The organism is Daejeonella sp. H1SJ63, from assembly GCF_029360775.1.
Lineage (GTDB): Bacteria > Bacteroidota > Bacteroidia > Sphingobacteriales > Sphingobacteriaceae > Daejeonella.
On record NZ_JARKMZ010000027.1, the window covers coordinates 42,423 to 57,631 of the forward strand.

Below are 15,209 nucleotides of genomic sequence, written 5' to 3' on the forward strand. Positions count from 1 at the left end.
GCTAACAAACATGATATTAATGGCAATGTACACCCACCTGTTGCTGACAATACCAACAGGGGCATGAGATTAGGAAGGTTGTTACAAAAAACTTAGGGTTCTAAGCCTCACTCAACCTACACTTCCTTCAGATTCAGATAAAAAGCCAAACGCTCAGCCGTCAGATCAGCAGCACTGACTACATATTTAGCCTTAGAATAAAACTGTTCACGATCTTTCAGCTTTTCAGCAATAAAATTAACCAGATCCTCATTTTTAAGATGTTTGATGAGTGGCCTGTCGGCTGTGGAGTGTTCCAAACGACTGGCAAGGCCTCTCGGACTCATAGAAAGATAAGCCACAGTCCCATTCTCATTCATCCAATCCATATTATCTGAAAAACACGGAGCTCCTCCGCCTGTGGCAATAATTACATTTTCAGGATAGTCGGTTTTTTGCAGAACCTCTCTTTCAAGATCCCTGAACTGCTGCTCTCCATGAGCCGCAAAATAATCCACAATACTCATTCCTGCCCTTGATTCTATTAACTTATCCAGGTCAATAAAATCATACTTCAGATAGTTTGCAAGCTTTTTCCCAATGGTAGTTTTGCCGCTACCCATAAACCCAACCAGAAATACTTTCATATTATATTTAAATACCGCTTTTGAATAATCATTTATTAAAATACTCAGATGTCAGACGCTCATACGATGGCAGATTATTATAATGCCATTTATTAATCACATTCCCTCCCTTAAGCAGCATCAAACCCGGATTAGATCGTACCATACTTTTCAATGGAATGGCATCTGCAAAAAATACTTCCATTACCAGTTTATTCTTTTTGCTGAACAGCTCAGCATCCTGAACTGAATTTGAAGTCAGAAAAACGGTACGGATATTGAAATTCTCAGCAGCATTGATGGCCAGTGCATTCAAATCACCAATAGCCTGCTGATCTGCATTTGAAAGATCGTAAGCCACGATAACCAGATTGTAAAATGGGTTTTCAAGCAGTTCGGCATTATAATCTGTCCCCTGACTGTCTGTGATCTTCAGATCTTTGATCTTCAGGTCAAAACCTTTTTTAATCAGTTTAGACTCGGGCTCTCCAACGATTTCCCAGTTCTTATCTTTCCATATTTCAGTTTTCAGATACTCCTTGTCGGTCATCTTTTTGGTTTCGGCACTCTGTTTATTCTTCAGGGTATAAGTTATTTCGTACTCATCCTGAGGTGCTCCCGGAGGAACAATCATGAGCTGAGGTATATTATTACCAACTTTATACGGCAGAAAATCCAGAACCGGAAGAAAATTAGTGGTGTATAAGCCAAAGCCCAGGGAAGCTAAAACTACCAGCACTGCGACCAGCTTTTGAGCAGATTCTTTCCTGATCAGGGGATGAATCTGCTCTCTTTTAATGAAAATAAGAAGAATCATGGCAAGCAGGACCAGATCCTTGCTAAACGATTGCCATGGAGTTAAAGGAATGGCATCTCCAAAGCATCCGCAGGAGGTAACTACCTTAAAAAATGCAGAGTAGAAAGTCAGAAAGGTAAAGAAAATAATGATGAGCAGCAGTCCCCATGCCACTCTCGCCGACCATAAACCCAATAAGAGCAATGCTCCTAAAATGATTTCGAGTGTACAAAGTAAAATGGCAATGGCTGTGGCATAATCATGCAGAAAAGCGATGTGAAATACTTCGAAATACTCCTGCAGTTTATAGCCAAAACCCATCGGATCATTGGCCTTGATGAGTCCTGAAAAAATAAATAACAGCCCTACAATGACTCTGGTAATTTGCAACCCAATATTCTTCATGAGGATAAGATTTCTAAAGAAGTTTATAAAAACAAATGCTGAAGCGGATTATTTAAGTCCGAGTTTGATCAACGCAAAGACTGAATAATTCAGCATATCCTGATAGTTCGCCCTGACACCTTCTGAAGCCAGCGTTTGTCCGGCATTATCTTCAATCTGCTTCACCCTGAGTATTTTCATTAAGATCAGATCCGTCAGTGAGCTGATTCGCATATCCCTCCAGGCCTCGCCATAATCGTGATTTTTCGCAAACATTAATTCCTTGGTTTCGGAAACTTTCTTGTCGAAATTGGTTTCTACCTCATCAACAGGAAGTTCTGTTCGCTGATCTCCTTCCATGTCCAGCTGCATCATGGCAATGATACAATAATTTACAATACCGATATATTCTGAAGTGATATCCTCACCTACCTTAGAAATCTTTTTCTCTTCAAGAGTACGGATTCTCTGAGCTTTAATAAAGATCTGATCGGTTATGGATGAAATCCGGAGTATACGCCAGGCAGTACCATAATCTCTGGTCTTTTTCAGGAATAATTCCCTGCACACCCGTATTACGGCATCGTATTCAATAGAAGTTTTATTTATCAAAGCCTTTATATTTTATTTGTCAGAACGATGAATTAATCGGTATTTTGCCTGATATGGCGGATAAAAATACAGTTTTTCAGCAAAAATCAACGTTAAATGTTCGGGGTACTCTGCTCGACCTGTCCAGTCCGAAGATAATGGGAATTCTGAACCTTACTCCCGACTCTTTTTACGATGGAGGAAGAAACAATACCCTGACTGCTGCATTAAAAAAAACTGAACAGTTGCTGACTGAAGGAGCTGACATGATTGATGTGGGAGCTTATTCATCCCGCCCTGGAGCAGTACATATTTCTGAGGAGGAGGAACATGAAAGAATGATTCCGGTAATCAGGGCTATCATCAGGGAATTTCCGGGAACAATTCTTTCTATTGATACCTTCCGGTCGGGAATTGCACGGGCTTCAGTACAGGAGGGAGCCGGAATGATCAATGATATTTCCGCAGGATCTCTGGACGAGAATATGTTCAAAACCATAGCAGAAATTAAAGTCCCCTATATTCTTATGCATATGAAAGGTACTCCGCAAAATATGGCTCAGAATACCGATTATGAAAATATTACTGCAGACGTATGCCGCTATTTTTCTGAGAAAATATCTCAATTAAAGGAAATGGGAGTTTATGATCTGATCATTGACCCGGGCTTTGGATTCGCCAAAACACTGGAGCAAAACTATGAACTGCTGTCAAATCTTGAAGCTCTGAAGATTTGCGGGCATCCTGTCCTTGCGGCAGTCTCGCGTAAATCTATGGTCTATAAACTGCTGGATAGCGATGCAGAACATGCACTGAACGGAACAACGGCAGTGAATACCATTGCATTGATGAAGGGAGCCAATATCCTGAGGGTTCATGATGTTAAAGAAGCAAAAGAGGTGATCAGGATAGTCAATCAGCTTAAAAATTCATAAATTAGTCAGATGGAAGGATTTGATTTCAGTTTCCTCAATTTACGCGTTCTCGACATCGTAGACATCCTGTTTGTGGCAATGATTATCTACTATATCTATAATCTGATCAGGGGGACGATTGCGCTTAACATCTTACTCGGACTGATTATCATTTATGCCGTATTCCGGGTCGTTAAACAGGCGGAAATGCGCCTGCTTACTGAGCTGCTTGGCGGATTTGTCAGCGTTGGTTTCATCGCATTGATTGTGGTATTCCAGCAGGAGATCAGACGTTTTTTGCTTCTGATTGGCCGCAATGCATCCCTTCAAAAAAATAAAGCCTGGTGGTCATTCCTTTTTGGACGTAAGGATATCGTTAAAAATAATTCAGTACGTATAAAACCAATAATAGATGCCTGCAAAAGCATGCAGAAAAGCAGGACCGGTGCTTTGATTGTATTTGCCAAATACTACGATGAACAATTCTTTCAGAACAGCGGTGAAATTATAGAAGCTAAAATTTCAAAACGTCTGCTGGAAAGTATCTTTCAAAAATCCAGTCCGCTGCATGACGGCGCAGTGATCATTTCCGAAAATCGCATCAAATGTGCCAGCAGCATACTCCCGCTAACAGAAAACGATAAGTTGCCACCGCAGTTCGGGCTCAGGCACAGAGCCGGTATAGGAATAACTGAAACGAGTGATGCGGTAGCGGTTATTGTTTCTGAAGAAACCGGCGAGATCTCTTATGCCAAGCAGGGCCGTGTTAAAATGAAGGTAGGTTTTGCTGAATTGGAAAAATTATTAAACAAAGACTTTTAGGAAAAACCCATAAAAGGCTTAAACAAAAAATCCGGCTGATGCCGGATTAAATTTTTATTGATTAAGATTAGCAGTACTGCTCATAAGCCTGCTGAAGGTTATCAGCAATCATCTGTGCCGGACGGCCTTCAATCATATGACGTTCTATCATATGTACCAGTTTACCGTCTTTGAACAATGCAATTGCCGGAGAAGACGGAGGATAAGGAAGCATATGTTGTCTTGCTCTGTCAACCGCATCTTTTTCCATTCCTGCAAAAACGGTTACAAACTTATCCGGATGTTTTTCATACTGAGTAGAGATTCTTGCTGCAGGACGTGCATTGGCAGCAGCACAGCCACAAACTGAATTAACCATAACCAGCACCGTTCCTTCTGATTTTATAGCCTGATCAACTTCTTCAGATGTTCTTAGATCCTCGAAACCGGCATTAGTCAGTTCCTGGCGCATTGGTGCAACTAAATATTCTGGATACATATCGTTTTGTATTAAAATTTAAAATCAAACACAAAGTTAAGTAAATGAAATGTATAGGCCCTATAGATCCATACTTTTGACACGGAAATTATACTTATTGTCTGTTCCTTACTGAAAATGAGTAAAATACCATCGCATTGTAATAAAACAATTTTCCTTTAATGCTTTATGCTGAGGCTTTTGAATTGAAAGAAAATGAAGTACTTTTGTCGAAAGTTTTTCAGGCATTTGATACAGCGGGCAAGCGTTCAGCAAAACCCAATATCAAGCTAAAAAGCAGTCAATTAATTATTTATCAATACGTTAACCCGTATTTAAACAAAAAACTATGTCATCAGTAGAGACAAATTACGTTCCTTACAAAGTTAAGGACATTTCATTAGCAGAATGGGGCCGCAAAGAGATCGGCCTTGCTGAAGCCGAAATGCCGGGATTAATGGCACTTCGCGAAGAATTCGGTGCTTCAAAGCCTCTTAAAGGTGCGCGCATCGCAGGATGTTTACACATGACCATTCAAACAGCGGTTCTGATCGAAACGCTTGTTGAATTAGGTGCAGAAGTTACCTGGTCTTCCTGTAACATCTTTTCAACTCAGGACCATGCTGCTGCTGCCATCGCGGCTGCAGGAATTCAGGTTTATGCCTGGAAAGGTCTGAATGAAGAAGAATTCGACTGGTGTATTGAACAAACTTTACACTTCGGCCCTGATCGCAAACCATTAAACATGATTCTTGATGATGGTGGCGATTTAACCAATATGGTATTCGACAGATTCCCTGAACTGATTGCGGAAATCAAAGGTCTTTCTGAAGAAACTACAACCGGAGTTCATCGTCTATATGAGCGAATGAAAAACGGAACTTTGCACTTACCTGCAATTAACGTAAACGACTCTGTAACCAAATCTAAATTTGATAATAAATACGGATGCCGTGAATCATTGGTTGATGCGATCCGTCGTGCAACTGACTTAATGCTTGCAGGTAAAGTTGCTGTTGTTTGCGGATTTGGGGATGTGGGTAAAGGTTCTGCAGAATCTTTAAGCTCTCAGGGAGTTCGCGTTATCGTAACTGAAATCGATCCGATCTGTGCTTTACAGGCTGCAATGGAGGGTTATGAAGTAAAGAAACTTTCTACTGCTGTTAAAGAAGCTGATATCATCGTAACAACTACAGGTAACTGTGATATTGTTCGTGGCGAGCATTTCCTTGCTATGAAAGATAAAGCTGTTGTGTGTAACATCGGCCACTTCGATAACGAAATCGACATGGCATGGTTAAACAAAAACTACGGAAATACTAAAATTGAGATCAAACCACAGGTTGATAAATACACCCTCAACGGAAAAGATATCATTGTACTTGCAGAAGGCCGCCTGGTAAATCTTGGATGTGCTACAGGTCACCCTTCATTCGTAATGTCTAACTCATTTACCAATCAGACTCTTGCTCAATTAGAGCTTTGGACAAATTCTGATAAATATGAGAACAAGGTTTACGTTCTTCCTAAATATCTTGATGAGAAAGTAGCCCGTCTACACCTGGCAAAAATCGGTGTTGAGCTTGAAACACTTGATCAGCATCAGGCAGATTATATCGGAGTTCCTGTTGAAGGTCCGTTCAAATCTGATTCATACAGATACTAATTGAAGCAGATAGCTGTCTTTTGTCAGTTGCCTGTTGCCAGTTAGCTGACAAATCCGACAGAATAAACACAAATTTGATTCATTTTAAACAGAATGCTTACTTCAGGGTAAGCATTCTGTTTTTATACCCCTTCCTGCCGGCCTGAGATTTATCAGTTTTCATTTCAGATAACAGGTAACTGATAAGCCTGATTCAATACTCTAAACAGTTCTCTTAAAATGCAGTACAAACTCCGTCCCCTTCTGCTCCTCGCTGCAAACCTCAATTCCAATTCCATTTTCATCTGCAAATTGCTTTACCAGCAATAATCCGATACCGGTCCCCTTTTCATTATCAGTTCCATGGGTGCTGATCTCTTTTCCGGCTGCTTTAAACAGCCATCTGATCTTTTCTGAAGACATCCCGACTCCGGAATCCTTAATATGAATTGATAAACTGCCTGCACCTGATGAATAAGAAATTGATATGCTGCCTCCGGCTGGAGTGAACTTTATCGCATTGACGAGAAGATTACGAATTATGATCAATACATGATCGGGATCTCCATATACGTGCGTATCGGCAATCCCTGTATGAATCAGTTTAATCCTCTTTTCCTTTATCTGACTTTTAAACATTTTGAGCAAGGGCTCAACCTGATCATAAAGTATAATATTTACTGGTCTTGGCTTTATACCCTGCTGCTGGCTGCCTGCCCAGGAAACCAGATTATCAAGCATATAAGACATATCACTGACTTTCTCATAGAAATCATCCAGAAAGCCCCTCAACTCCTCTTCAGAAATTATGCCGCTGCGCATAAGATCCATCAGTTGCAGCATATTTCCGAAAGGGCTCCTGAGATCATGGCCAATGATAGAAAATAACTGATCTTTAGTCTTATTCAGATGCCCCAACTGCATATTCTGATCTCGGATCAGTTCATTCTGGATTTCCATTTGTTCAGATTTCTCCACAAGTATCATGTTCAGCTTACTCTTTTGCCTGTAATATCTGAATACCAAAATAGTAAGGATCAACAGAAATACCGCTAAACCGGCAACAATCCTGATTATTAATTCATTGATACGGATCTGCTCTTTATTTTGATCAATCAGCTTCAGAAGCTTTCTATTCTCAGCAATCTTTTGCTCAAGATTTAATCTGTTGATCTCTTTCTCTTTGGCCTCGTTAAAAAGGCTGTCTCTATACAACTTTTCAAGCTCCAGAGATTCAAATGCATTTTTGTAATCTCCGGCTTCAGCATATGCTGCATAGAGGATCTGAAGAGAACGTGAAATATCATATTTAGCATTTACAAGTTTGGCATAATGTAAAGCTTTCTTTGCATGCCCGATTGAAACAGCCGAATTTCCCCTTTCAAGTTCAATCCGGGCAATTCCTGAATATGCAAAGCTATGCTCCCAGTCGCTACGGAAATCCTGATAGCTTAATACATACTGATAATATTCTATAGCCTTCTCAAATTGTTTAATCTTATAATAATTCTCAGCCAGCCGGTTCAGTATCATTACAGCATAGGTATGTAATTTATGCTTTTTGCTATGATCAAGACCAATCTCTAAATATTTTAAAGCTATAGCATGCTGTTTAATCTCGGCATATGCAATCCCCAGATTTAAATAAACAGCGGCCTGAATGTTAATATTTTTTGAATCTATCGCCAGATTCAGTGCTGTTAGCAGAACTTTAATCCCGTCCCGCACCTTATTCTGTGTCAGGTGGATCAGGCCAATATTATTGTATACGAAAGCCAATCCAAACTTATCATTGATCTTTTCACTGATACTTTTTGCCCGAAGTGTATAACTGAGCGAAAGATCATAAGAACCCTTTACATAATATGCTTTGGCTAAATTGGCAATTGCCCTGACTTCCCCCAGTGAAAAATTTATGCTATGGGCAATCTGCCTTGACTTGCCTGCAAAATAGATCGTACTGTCAGGCTTAACAAACGTGTATTCCGTGGAAAGTGAATTCAGTATGTTTACTAAACCTGTATCTGAAGTACCCGGGTAATTATTGAACTCTGCTCTTAATTTAGCTATTATTGAACTCTGGGGGAACCCAGAGTAAATAAAACCCAGATTAAGTAATAAGAAGCAAAATAATCTTTCAAGCATAATAATTTAGTAAAACTAAAAAAAATTAATTCATTAATTAAATCCGGGTTATTCCATTTTTTTAAGAAAAAAAATTTAGGCAATAGCGTACCTTTACATCATGGCCAAACTCTCAGTTAACATCAATAAAATAGCTACGCTTCGTAATTCAAGAGGTGGTAACAACCCTGATCTTGTCAGAGTAGCACTGGATGCAGAACGCTTTGGTGCAGAAGGGATTACAGTCCATCCGCGCCCCGATGAAAGACATATCCGGTATCAGGATGTATTCGATCTGAAAAAGGTAATCAGCACTGAATTCAATATTGAGGGTAATCCTAAGGAACAAAAGTTTGTTGACCTTGTTCTGGCAAACACACCTGCACAGGTAACTTTGGTTCCGGATGCTGAAGGGCAGTTAACTTCAAACCATGGTTGGGATACCATGAAGCATCAGTCCTATTTAAAAGATATTATTGCAGAATTTAAAGCTGCCGGTATCAGAGTATCCATCTTTGTAGATCCTTCTGCCGATATGGTTGAAGCAGCAAAAACCACCGGAACCGACCGGATAGAACTCTATACAGAAGCCTATGCAAGCGGCTATCATCATAACAGGGAAACTGCTATTAAACCCTACATAGATGCTGCCATTGTTGCAAATAAGTTAGGTCTGGGCATCAATGCCGGGCATGATCTGGATCTGCATAATCTGAATTATTTCTCTAAAAATATTCCGGGTCTTCTCGAAGTCAGTATCGGCCATGCACTGATCTGCGATGCCTTGTATTTAGGTCTCGAAAATACTATTCAGATGTACCTCAGAGAATTGAAAAACATCTGATATTCTCAGCTGAAATAAAAAAACATGATTCATACCCTGGATATTCATCATTTTCTGGAATTGGCCGAAACTATACCGGTGATAGATGTCAGGACGCCTCTTGAATTTGATCATGCAAGAATACCCGGTGCCTTTAATATCCCTATCTTTTCAAATGAGGAAAGAGTACAGGTAGGCACAACATACAAGCAAAAAAGTCGTGAAGCGGCAATTCTTTTAGGATTTGATCTTACCGGTCCGAAGTGGTCGGATTTTATTAAACAGGCCCTTAAGATTGCCCCTGAAAAAAAGATCATGGTACATTGCTGGCGCGGAGGAATGCGCAGCGGTGCAATGGCCTGGGCACTGAACCTTTATGGTTTCGAGGTATATCTTCTGGAAGGTGGTTATAAACGATTCAGAAACTGGGTTCTTGATAAATTTGAGGAACAATACCCAATCATCGTTCTTGGTGGGATGACCGGCTCTGGTAAAACCCAAATCCTGCATAAACTGAAAGAAAAAGGACAGCAGATTATAGACCTGGAAGGGCTTGCACAACATCAGGGTTCTTCATACGGATCTATGGGCCATCTGATCCAGCCAAGTCAGGAGCATTTTGAAAATCTGCTCGCAATAGCCCTGAAAAAAATTGATAAAAAATTCCCGGTCTGGCTTGAGGATGAAAGCCTGTCGATAGGCCGATGCTTTATCCCTAATCCGATCTTTAAACAGATGAGAGAAAATACTGTTTTCAAAGTGATGGTTCCTCCTGATAAAAGGATTGATTTCCTGGTTGAAGAATATGGGAAATTAGATAAAGAATTTCTGATTGAAAGCACTGAAAGAATCGGAAGACGTTTGGGTCCTGAGCAAACCCGCGATGCAACGACTGCAATCAGGGAAGGCAGAATGGCCGACTTTATCAGAATCGTACTTCACTATTACGACAAAACTTATGCAAACGGACAGGGGAAAAGGGATCCCGAAAGTATTGAAATTATTCCCTGCAGGGAGACCAATGCCGGAGAAAATGCCTCAATTATCCTGGAGCGCCTCAAACAAAAACAGTTTCCGGCATTTCAATAATTATTAAAAAAATGAACACAGAAGAAATAAAATTAACTCAATATTCGCATGGGGCCGGCTGCGGATGCAAAATCAGTCCTGCAGTACTCGATATCATTCTGCACAGCCCCATTAGCCATACTGCCGACCCTAACTTGCTGGTTGGCAATAATACCCGGGATGATGCAGCTGTACTCGATCTGGGGAACGGATCAGCCCTGATATCCACAACCGATTTCTTCATGCCTATTGTAGATGATCCTTACGATTTTGGGAGAATTGCTTCTGCTAATGCCATAAGCGACGTATATGCCATGGGCGGTAAGCCGGTTCTGGCCATTGCTATCCTTGGATGGCCGATCGACAAATTATCGCCGGAAGTGGCACAAAAAGTTCTGGAGGGTTCAAGAGCAATCTGTGCTGAAGCCGGCATTACTCTTGCAGGCGGTCATAGTATTGACTGCCCTGAGCCTGTTTTTGGCCTTTCGGTAAACGGCATGGTAGATATCCGCAATCTTAAGCAGAACTCAACCGCAACAAAAGGTTGTAAACTATACCTGACAAAAGCCCTTGGCGTAGGCATTCTGACAACTGCACAGAAAAAAGGAATACTTAAACCTGAACATTCAGATATTGCCCCTAAAAGCATGGCTACCCTGAACAAGATTGGTGAAACATTAGGGAAACTGGATTATGTAAAGGCAATGACCGATGTCACTGGCTTTGGGCTACTTGGCCACCTCTCTGAAATGTGTGAGGGAAGTAATCTGAAAGCTGTCATTGAATTTGACAAAGTACCTAAGATCGGGGTGATTCACGAATATCTGGATCAGAATTCTGTGCCAGGCGGAACTGTCCGTAACTGGAAAAGTTATGGTCATAAAATTGCAGGATCAGAACACAAACTGAACAGAAAAACTACGATTCTTGCTGATCCTCAGACCAGCGGAGGATTATTAGTAGCTGTTGAAGCGTCTGAATCGGAAGATTTTGAAGCAGTTTTAAGGGCAAATGGAATTCCTGAAAAAAATATCATCAGCTTTGGAACGTTAGAAGAAAAAAACGAAGCACATCTGATTGAAATTATCTGACGGACAAAACCTTTTGTATCTTTAAGCATAATCAGTCAAATAAAGCTATGTTTCCATAATCCCAAAAATATGAAAAGACCGATCCTTTTATATCTGGCAATCTGCATCAATATATTCTTTGCTGCATGCGGTGGCAATACCTCACTCAACGAGAGTGAAGCATTATCGGTAATTGCTGATTATCTGGAAGCAAAGCCGGAATACAAAACAATCAGTTTCAAATTCGGAGAGATTAAATTCAAAGGCGAAAAAGATCAGGACGACCTGAAGAAATACACGACATTGGAAGAGTCAGGTATGATCAGCATGAGTTTACTGGAAGAAAAGAAAAGGTTTCTGTCAAAAGACAGCAATTATGTTTACCGGATTACCTTAACTGAAAAATCTGCGCCGCTTGTCATAAGTCAAAGCGGTGATAAGGCTAAAGTTAAAGCGGTCAATTATATTCTTGATGATGAAAAACCGGTCAACTTTATTAAAATGCATGAAAAATCAGTTAAGATTACCGTCACACTTAAGAGGGAAGAAACTGAGTTTTATCCATTTGATAAAGACAAAACATCCAACAGTGAGTTTATCACTAAAACTTACAGGCTGAAACTCAAAAAAGACGATGGATGGATTGTTGCTTCTGAGTAATTCCCCAATATTTCAGAGCTTAAATTCATCGCCTGTTGAACCTCTTTCATATTCAGTTATTTCCTTCACTGATTCAGGAGATTTCAATATAATTCAGCGTTAAAAAATGTCGGGAAAATCCTTATTTTTACCGCACGAAAACTCCCTCCATTTTAATGAAATTAAATATAGATTATCAGGAAAAATTTGAGCAGCGTCATATTGCTCCAAATGAGCAGGATACTGCTAAAATGCTCGAAACAATCAGTGCAGATTCTGTTGATCAACTGATCGAACAAACTGTTCCGGCAAACATCAGGTTAAAAAAAGTTCTGGATCTGCCCCGGGCAAAAAGCGAAGCAGATTACCTGAATGACCTTAAACAGGTAGCTTCTAAGAACAAAGTATTCAAATCATATATCGGACAAGGTTATCATGATGTAATTGTTCCGGGAGTTATTCAGAGGAACATACTTGAAAACCCGGGATGGTACACTCAGTATACCCCTTATCAGGCTGAGATTTCTCAGGGCCGTTTACAGGCACTTTTGAATTTCCAGACGATGGTAGCAGACCTGACCGGAATGGAAATTGCCAATGCCTCACTTCTTGACGAAGGAACTGCAGCAGCAGAAGCCATGTTCATGCAATACAGTCTTCGCAAAAATGAAAACGCAAAAATTTTCTTTGTTTCTGAAGAGGTACTTCCTCAAACCATAGATATTCTAAAAACCCGTTCAGCTCCTTACGGAATTGAGATCCTTATTGGTAATCATCGTAAAGCAGAGTTAAACGAAGACATGTTCGGTGCAATCGTTCAATACCCTGCCGGAACCGGGGAGGTTTATAACTATTCTGATTTTGCGTTGAAGGCACATGAGAAAGGTATTAAACTAACTGTAATTGCCGATATCATGTCACTGGCTTTATTAAGCCCTCCGGGAGAGTGGGGTGCGGATATCGTGCTTGGATCAAGCCAACGTTTCGGTGTGCCGATGGGCTTTGGTGGTCCGCATGCTGCATTCTTTGCTACTAAAGAAGAATATAAACGTTCATTACCCGGCAGAATTATTGGCGTAACCATCGACAGTGCCGGAAATTATGCGCTGAGAATGGCTTTGCAGACACGTGAACAGCATATTCGCAGAGACAAGGCCACATCGAATATCTGTACCGCCCAGGCATTACTGGCAATCATGTCGGGTATGTATGCTGTGTACCACGGGCCGAAAGGTATTAAACTTATTGCAGAACGTATTCACGGATTAACAGTATTTCTGGCATCTGCACTTGAGAATCTGGGCTATAAACAGGAAAACAAAAATTTCTTTGATACAGTAAAACTTGAATTGGGAGATCTGATCGATCCAATACATGCAGAGGCCTTAAATAATGAAGTAAATCTGCATTATATTGGATCTTCAGTAAGTATCACAATTGATGAAACTACCTCAACTGAGGATGTGATGACCCTGATCCGCTTTTTCGCCAAAGTGAAAGGTAAAACCATTCATGATCTGGATATCGATAATTTAAAATCAATAGTCAGGTCACAGATCCCGGAAGAACTTAAAAGAAAATCTGCCTTTTTAACCCATCCGATTTTCAATTCACATCATTCAGAGCATGAAATGCTCAGATATATCAAATCTCTGGAAGCAAAAGACCTTTCCCTTTGCCACTCCATGATTGCTTTAGGTTCATGTACAATGAAGCTGAATGCAACAACTGAAATGGTTCCGGTTACCTGGGCTGAATTCAGCAAAATTCACCCGTTTGCTCCTGCTGACCAGGTTGGCGGATATATGCAGATCTTTGATGAGCTAAATAAATGGTTAAGTGAAATCACCGGTTTTGCCGCAATGAGTTTACAGCCTAACTCAGGTGCTCAGGGCGAATATGCCGGATTAATGGTTATCCGTGCTTATCATTCAGACAGAGGTGATGCTCAGAGAAATGTAGCACTTATCCCTTCTTCAGCACATGGAACAAATCCTGCATCTGCAGCAATGGCGGGCATGAAAATCGTGATTGTTAAATGTGATGAACGCGGTAATATCGATGTAGCAGACCTGAAAGCAAAAGCCGAAGAGCATGCATCCGATCTTTCCTGTTTAATGGTTACCTATCCTTCAACACATGGAGTGTTTGAAGAATCAATCGTTGAGATCTGTGAGATCATACATCATAACGGAGGTCAGGTTTACATGGATGGTGCCAACATGAATGCTCAGGTAGGTTTAACCAGTCCTGCAACAATTGGTGCCGATGTATGTCATCTGAATTTACATAAGACATTCTGCATCCCTCACGGTGGTGGTGGTCCGGGTATGGGTCCTATCGGTGTTGCAAAGCATCTTGTTCCTTATTTACCGGGACATGCGGTGGTTAACATCGGCAACAGTAAATCCATTTCTGCTGTTTCTTCTGCTCCATGGGGCTCAGCATCCATCCTTCTGATCTCGCATGCATACATTGCCATGATGGGTGCCGAAGGATTAACAAATGCAACAAAATATGCTATCCTGAATGCAAACTATATCAAATCACGTTTAGAAAGTTCATATCCTGTACTTTATTCAGGAAGTCAGGGACGTTGCGCACATGAAATGATCCTGGATTGCCGTGCATTCAAAAATTTCGGAATTGAAGTCACTGATATTGCCAAGCGACTAATGGATTATGGTTTCCATGCTCCAACTGTTTCATTCCCTGTTGCCGGAACTGTGATGATTGAGCCTACAGAATCAGAGCCAAAGCATGAGCTTGATCGTTTCTGCGATGCCATGATAGCTATCAGAGAAGAGATTGCAGAGGTGGAAAGCGGGCAGATTGACAAAACAGACAATCCTTTAAAAAATGCACCACACACCTCATCTGTGGTAACTTCAGATGCATGGGGACATCCATACTCACGTAAAAAAGCGGCATTCCCATTGCCATATGTCAGCGCATATAAATTCTGGCCTTCAGTAGGAAGGGTTAATGATACTTACGGTGACCGGACTCTGGTATGTTCATGTCCTCCGGTAGAATCTTATGCTGAAGAAACCGTATAGAAAGAACTCCGGGAATTTATTTTATTTTTATTTGAAAATACCCTGTCATTATTGACAGGGTATTTTTATTTTAGAGTATTCAAAACCAATAGTCTAACAAGTAATTTCAAAGTACAATATATTAGGATCGGTTGTTTGGCAAACATCATGAACCTTACTATCCTGATTAAACACAATATAAAGCAGCCCAAAATCAAATTTGGGCTTATATC

General features: G+C 40.6%; 13 protein-coding genes. 8 read left to right on the forward strand and 5 right to left on the reverse strand.

The window, feature by feature from the left end; genetic code table 11:
• Positions 1-116: 116 nt before the first annotated feature.
• The 3 genes from P2W72_RS07505 to P2W72_RS07515 are packed head-to-tail and all read right to left on the reverse strand — an operon-like array spanning position 117 to position 2,397.
• Positions 117-626, reverse strand: coding sequence for a shikimate kinase (locus P2W72_RS07505; protein WP_276360384.1), 510 nt, complete (start codon positions 624-626; stop codon positions 117-119).
• A 28-nt stretch (positions 627-654) separates the two neighbouring features.
• Positions 655-1,806: a BT_3928 family protein gene (locus P2W72_RS07510; protein ID WP_276360385.1), complete on the reverse strand. Its 1,152-nt coding sequence runs from the start codon at positions 1,804-1,806 to the stop codon at positions 655-657.
• Positions 1,807-1,854: 48 nt separating this feature from the next.
• Positions 1,855-2,397, reverse strand: a complete 543-nt coding sequence (locus P2W72_RS07515) for a DUF1599 domain-containing protein (RefSeq protein WP_276360386.1) — start codon at positions 2,395-2,397, stop codon at positions 1,855-1,857.
• Between the two features lie 53 nt (positions 2,398-2,450).
• Between P2W72_RS07515 and folP the strand changes: the two genes are divergently transcribed.
• Both folP and cdaA read left to right on the forward strand, forming a co-directional pair.
• A complete protein-coding gene (gene folP, locus P2W72_RS07520; protein WP_276360387.1) occupies positions 2,451-3,311 on the forward strand; it encodes a dihydropteroate synthase in 861 nt (286 codons plus the stop codon).
• 9 nt (positions 3,312-3,320) lie between these two features.
• Complete coding sequence (gene cdaA, locus P2W72_RS07525) at positions 3,321-4,112, forward strand: diadenylate cyclase CdaA (protein ID WP_276360388.1); 792 nt, start codon at positions 3,321-3,323, stop codon at positions 4,110-4,112.
• Between the two features lie 67 nt (positions 4,113-4,179).
• On the opposite strand, the gene P2W72_RS07530 is transcribed toward cdaA, so the two are convergent.
• Positions 4,180-4,590 carry a BrxA/BrxB family bacilliredoxin gene (locus P2W72_RS07530; protein ID WP_276360389.1) on the reverse strand — a complete coding sequence of 137 codons (411 nt, stop codon included), beginning with the start codon at positions 4,588-4,590 and terminating at the stop codon, positions 4,180-4,182.
• A 328-nt stretch (positions 4,591-4,918) separates the two neighbouring features.
• On the opposite strand from P2W72_RS07530, the gene ahcY reads away from it, so the two are divergent.
• Positions 4,919-6,235 (forward strand): adenosylhomocysteinase, encoded by a 1,317-nt coding sequence (gene ahcY, locus P2W72_RS07535; RefSeq protein ID WP_276360391.1) that lies wholly within the window; start codon positions 4,919-4,921, stop codon positions 6,233-6,235.
• A gap of 201 nt (positions 6,236-6,436) precedes the next feature.
• Here ahcY and P2W72_RS07540 read toward each other — a convergent pair whose 3' ends face one another.
• Positions 6,437-8,359 carry an ATP-binding protein gene (locus tag P2W72_RS07540; RefSeq protein WP_276360393.1) on the reverse strand — a complete coding sequence of 641 codons (1,923 nt, stop codon included), beginning with the start codon at positions 8,357-8,359 and terminating at the stop codon, positions 6,437-6,439.
• Between the two features lie 100 nt (positions 8,360-8,459).
• Here P2W72_RS07540 and P2W72_RS07545 point away from each other — a divergent pair, with 100 nt between their 5' ends.
• From P2W72_RS07545 to gcvP, 5 genes are all read left to right on the forward strand, one after another.
• Positions 8,460-9,182, forward strand: coding sequence for a pyridoxine 5'-phosphate synthase (locus P2W72_RS07545; protein ID WP_276360397.1), 723 nt, complete (start codon positions 8,460-8,462; stop codon positions 9,180-9,182).
• 24 nt (positions 9,183-9,206) lie between these two features.
• Positions 9,207-10,250 carry a tRNA 2-selenouridine(34) synthase MnmH gene (gene mnmH, locus P2W72_RS07550; protein ID WP_276360399.1) on the forward strand — a complete coding sequence of 348 codons (1,044 nt, stop codon included), beginning with the start codon at positions 9,207-9,209 and terminating at the stop codon, positions 10,248-10,250.
• A gap of 11 nt (positions 10,251-10,261) precedes the next feature.
• Positions 10,262-11,320: a selenide, water dikinase SelD gene (gene selD, locus P2W72_RS07555; protein WP_276360401.1), complete on the forward strand. Its 1,059-nt coding sequence runs from the start codon at positions 10,262-10,264 to the stop codon at positions 11,318-11,320.
• Positions 11,321-11,389: 69 nt separating this feature from the next.
• Positions 11,390-11,959, forward strand: coding sequence for a hypothetical protein (locus tag P2W72_RS07560; RefSeq protein ID WP_276360403.1), 570 nt, complete (start codon positions 11,390-11,392; stop codon positions 11,957-11,959).
• 155 nt (positions 11,960-12,114) lie between these two features.
• The gene (gene gcvP, locus P2W72_RS07565; RefSeq protein ID WP_276360405.1) at positions 12,115-14,997 is read left to right on the forward strand and encodes an aminomethyl-transferring glycine dehydrogenase; all 2,883 of its coding nucleotides are present in this window, start codon (positions 12,115-12,117) and stop codon (positions 14,995-14,997) included.
• Positions 14,998-15,209: the final 212 nt, after the last annotated feature.

Coding starts and splice junctions, on each gene's coding strand:
- P2W72_RS07505 (WP_276360384.1), bottom strand. CDS start 626: ATGAAAGTATTTCTGGTTGGGTTTATGGGTAGCGGCAAAACTACCATT.
- P2W72_RS07510 (WP_276360385.1), bottom strand. CDS start 1,806: ATGAAGAATATTGGGTTGCAAATTACCAGAGTCATTGTAGGGCTGTTA.
- folP (WP_276360387.1), top strand. CDS start 2,451: ATGGCGGATAAAAATACAGTTTTTCAGCAAAAATCAACGTTAAATGTT.
- cdaA (WP_276360388.1), top strand. CDS start 3,321: ATGGAAGGATTTGATTTCAGTTTCCTCAATTTACGCGTTCTCGACATC.
- P2W72_RS07530 (WP_276360389.1), bottom strand. CDS start 4,590: ATGTATCCAGAATATTTAGTTGCACCAATGCGCCAGGAACTGACTAAT.
- ahcY (WP_276360391.1), top strand. CDS start 4,919: ATGTCATCAGTAGAGACAAATTACGTTCCTTACAAAGTTAAGGACATT.
- P2W72_RS07540 (WP_276360393.1), bottom strand. CDS start 8,359: ATGCTTGAAAGATTATTTTGCTTCTTATTACTTAATCTGGGTTTTATT.
- P2W72_RS07545 (WP_276360397.1), top strand. CDS start 8,460: ATGGCCAAACTCTCAGTTAACATCAATAAAATAGCTACGCTTCGTAAT.
- mnmH (WP_276360399.1), top strand. CDS start 9,207: ATGATTCATACCCTGGATATTCATCATTTTCTGGAATTGGCCGAAACT.
- selD (WP_276360401.1), top strand. CDS start 10,262: ATGAACACAGAAGAAATAAAATTAACTCAATATTCGCATGGGGCCGGC.
- P2W72_RS07560 (WP_276360403.1), top strand. CDS start 11,390: ATGAAAAGACCGATCCTTTTATATCTGGCAATCTGCATCAATATATTC.
- gcvP (WP_276360405.1), top strand. CDS start 12,115: ATGAAATTAAATATAGATTATCAGGAAAAATTTGAGCAGCGTCATATT.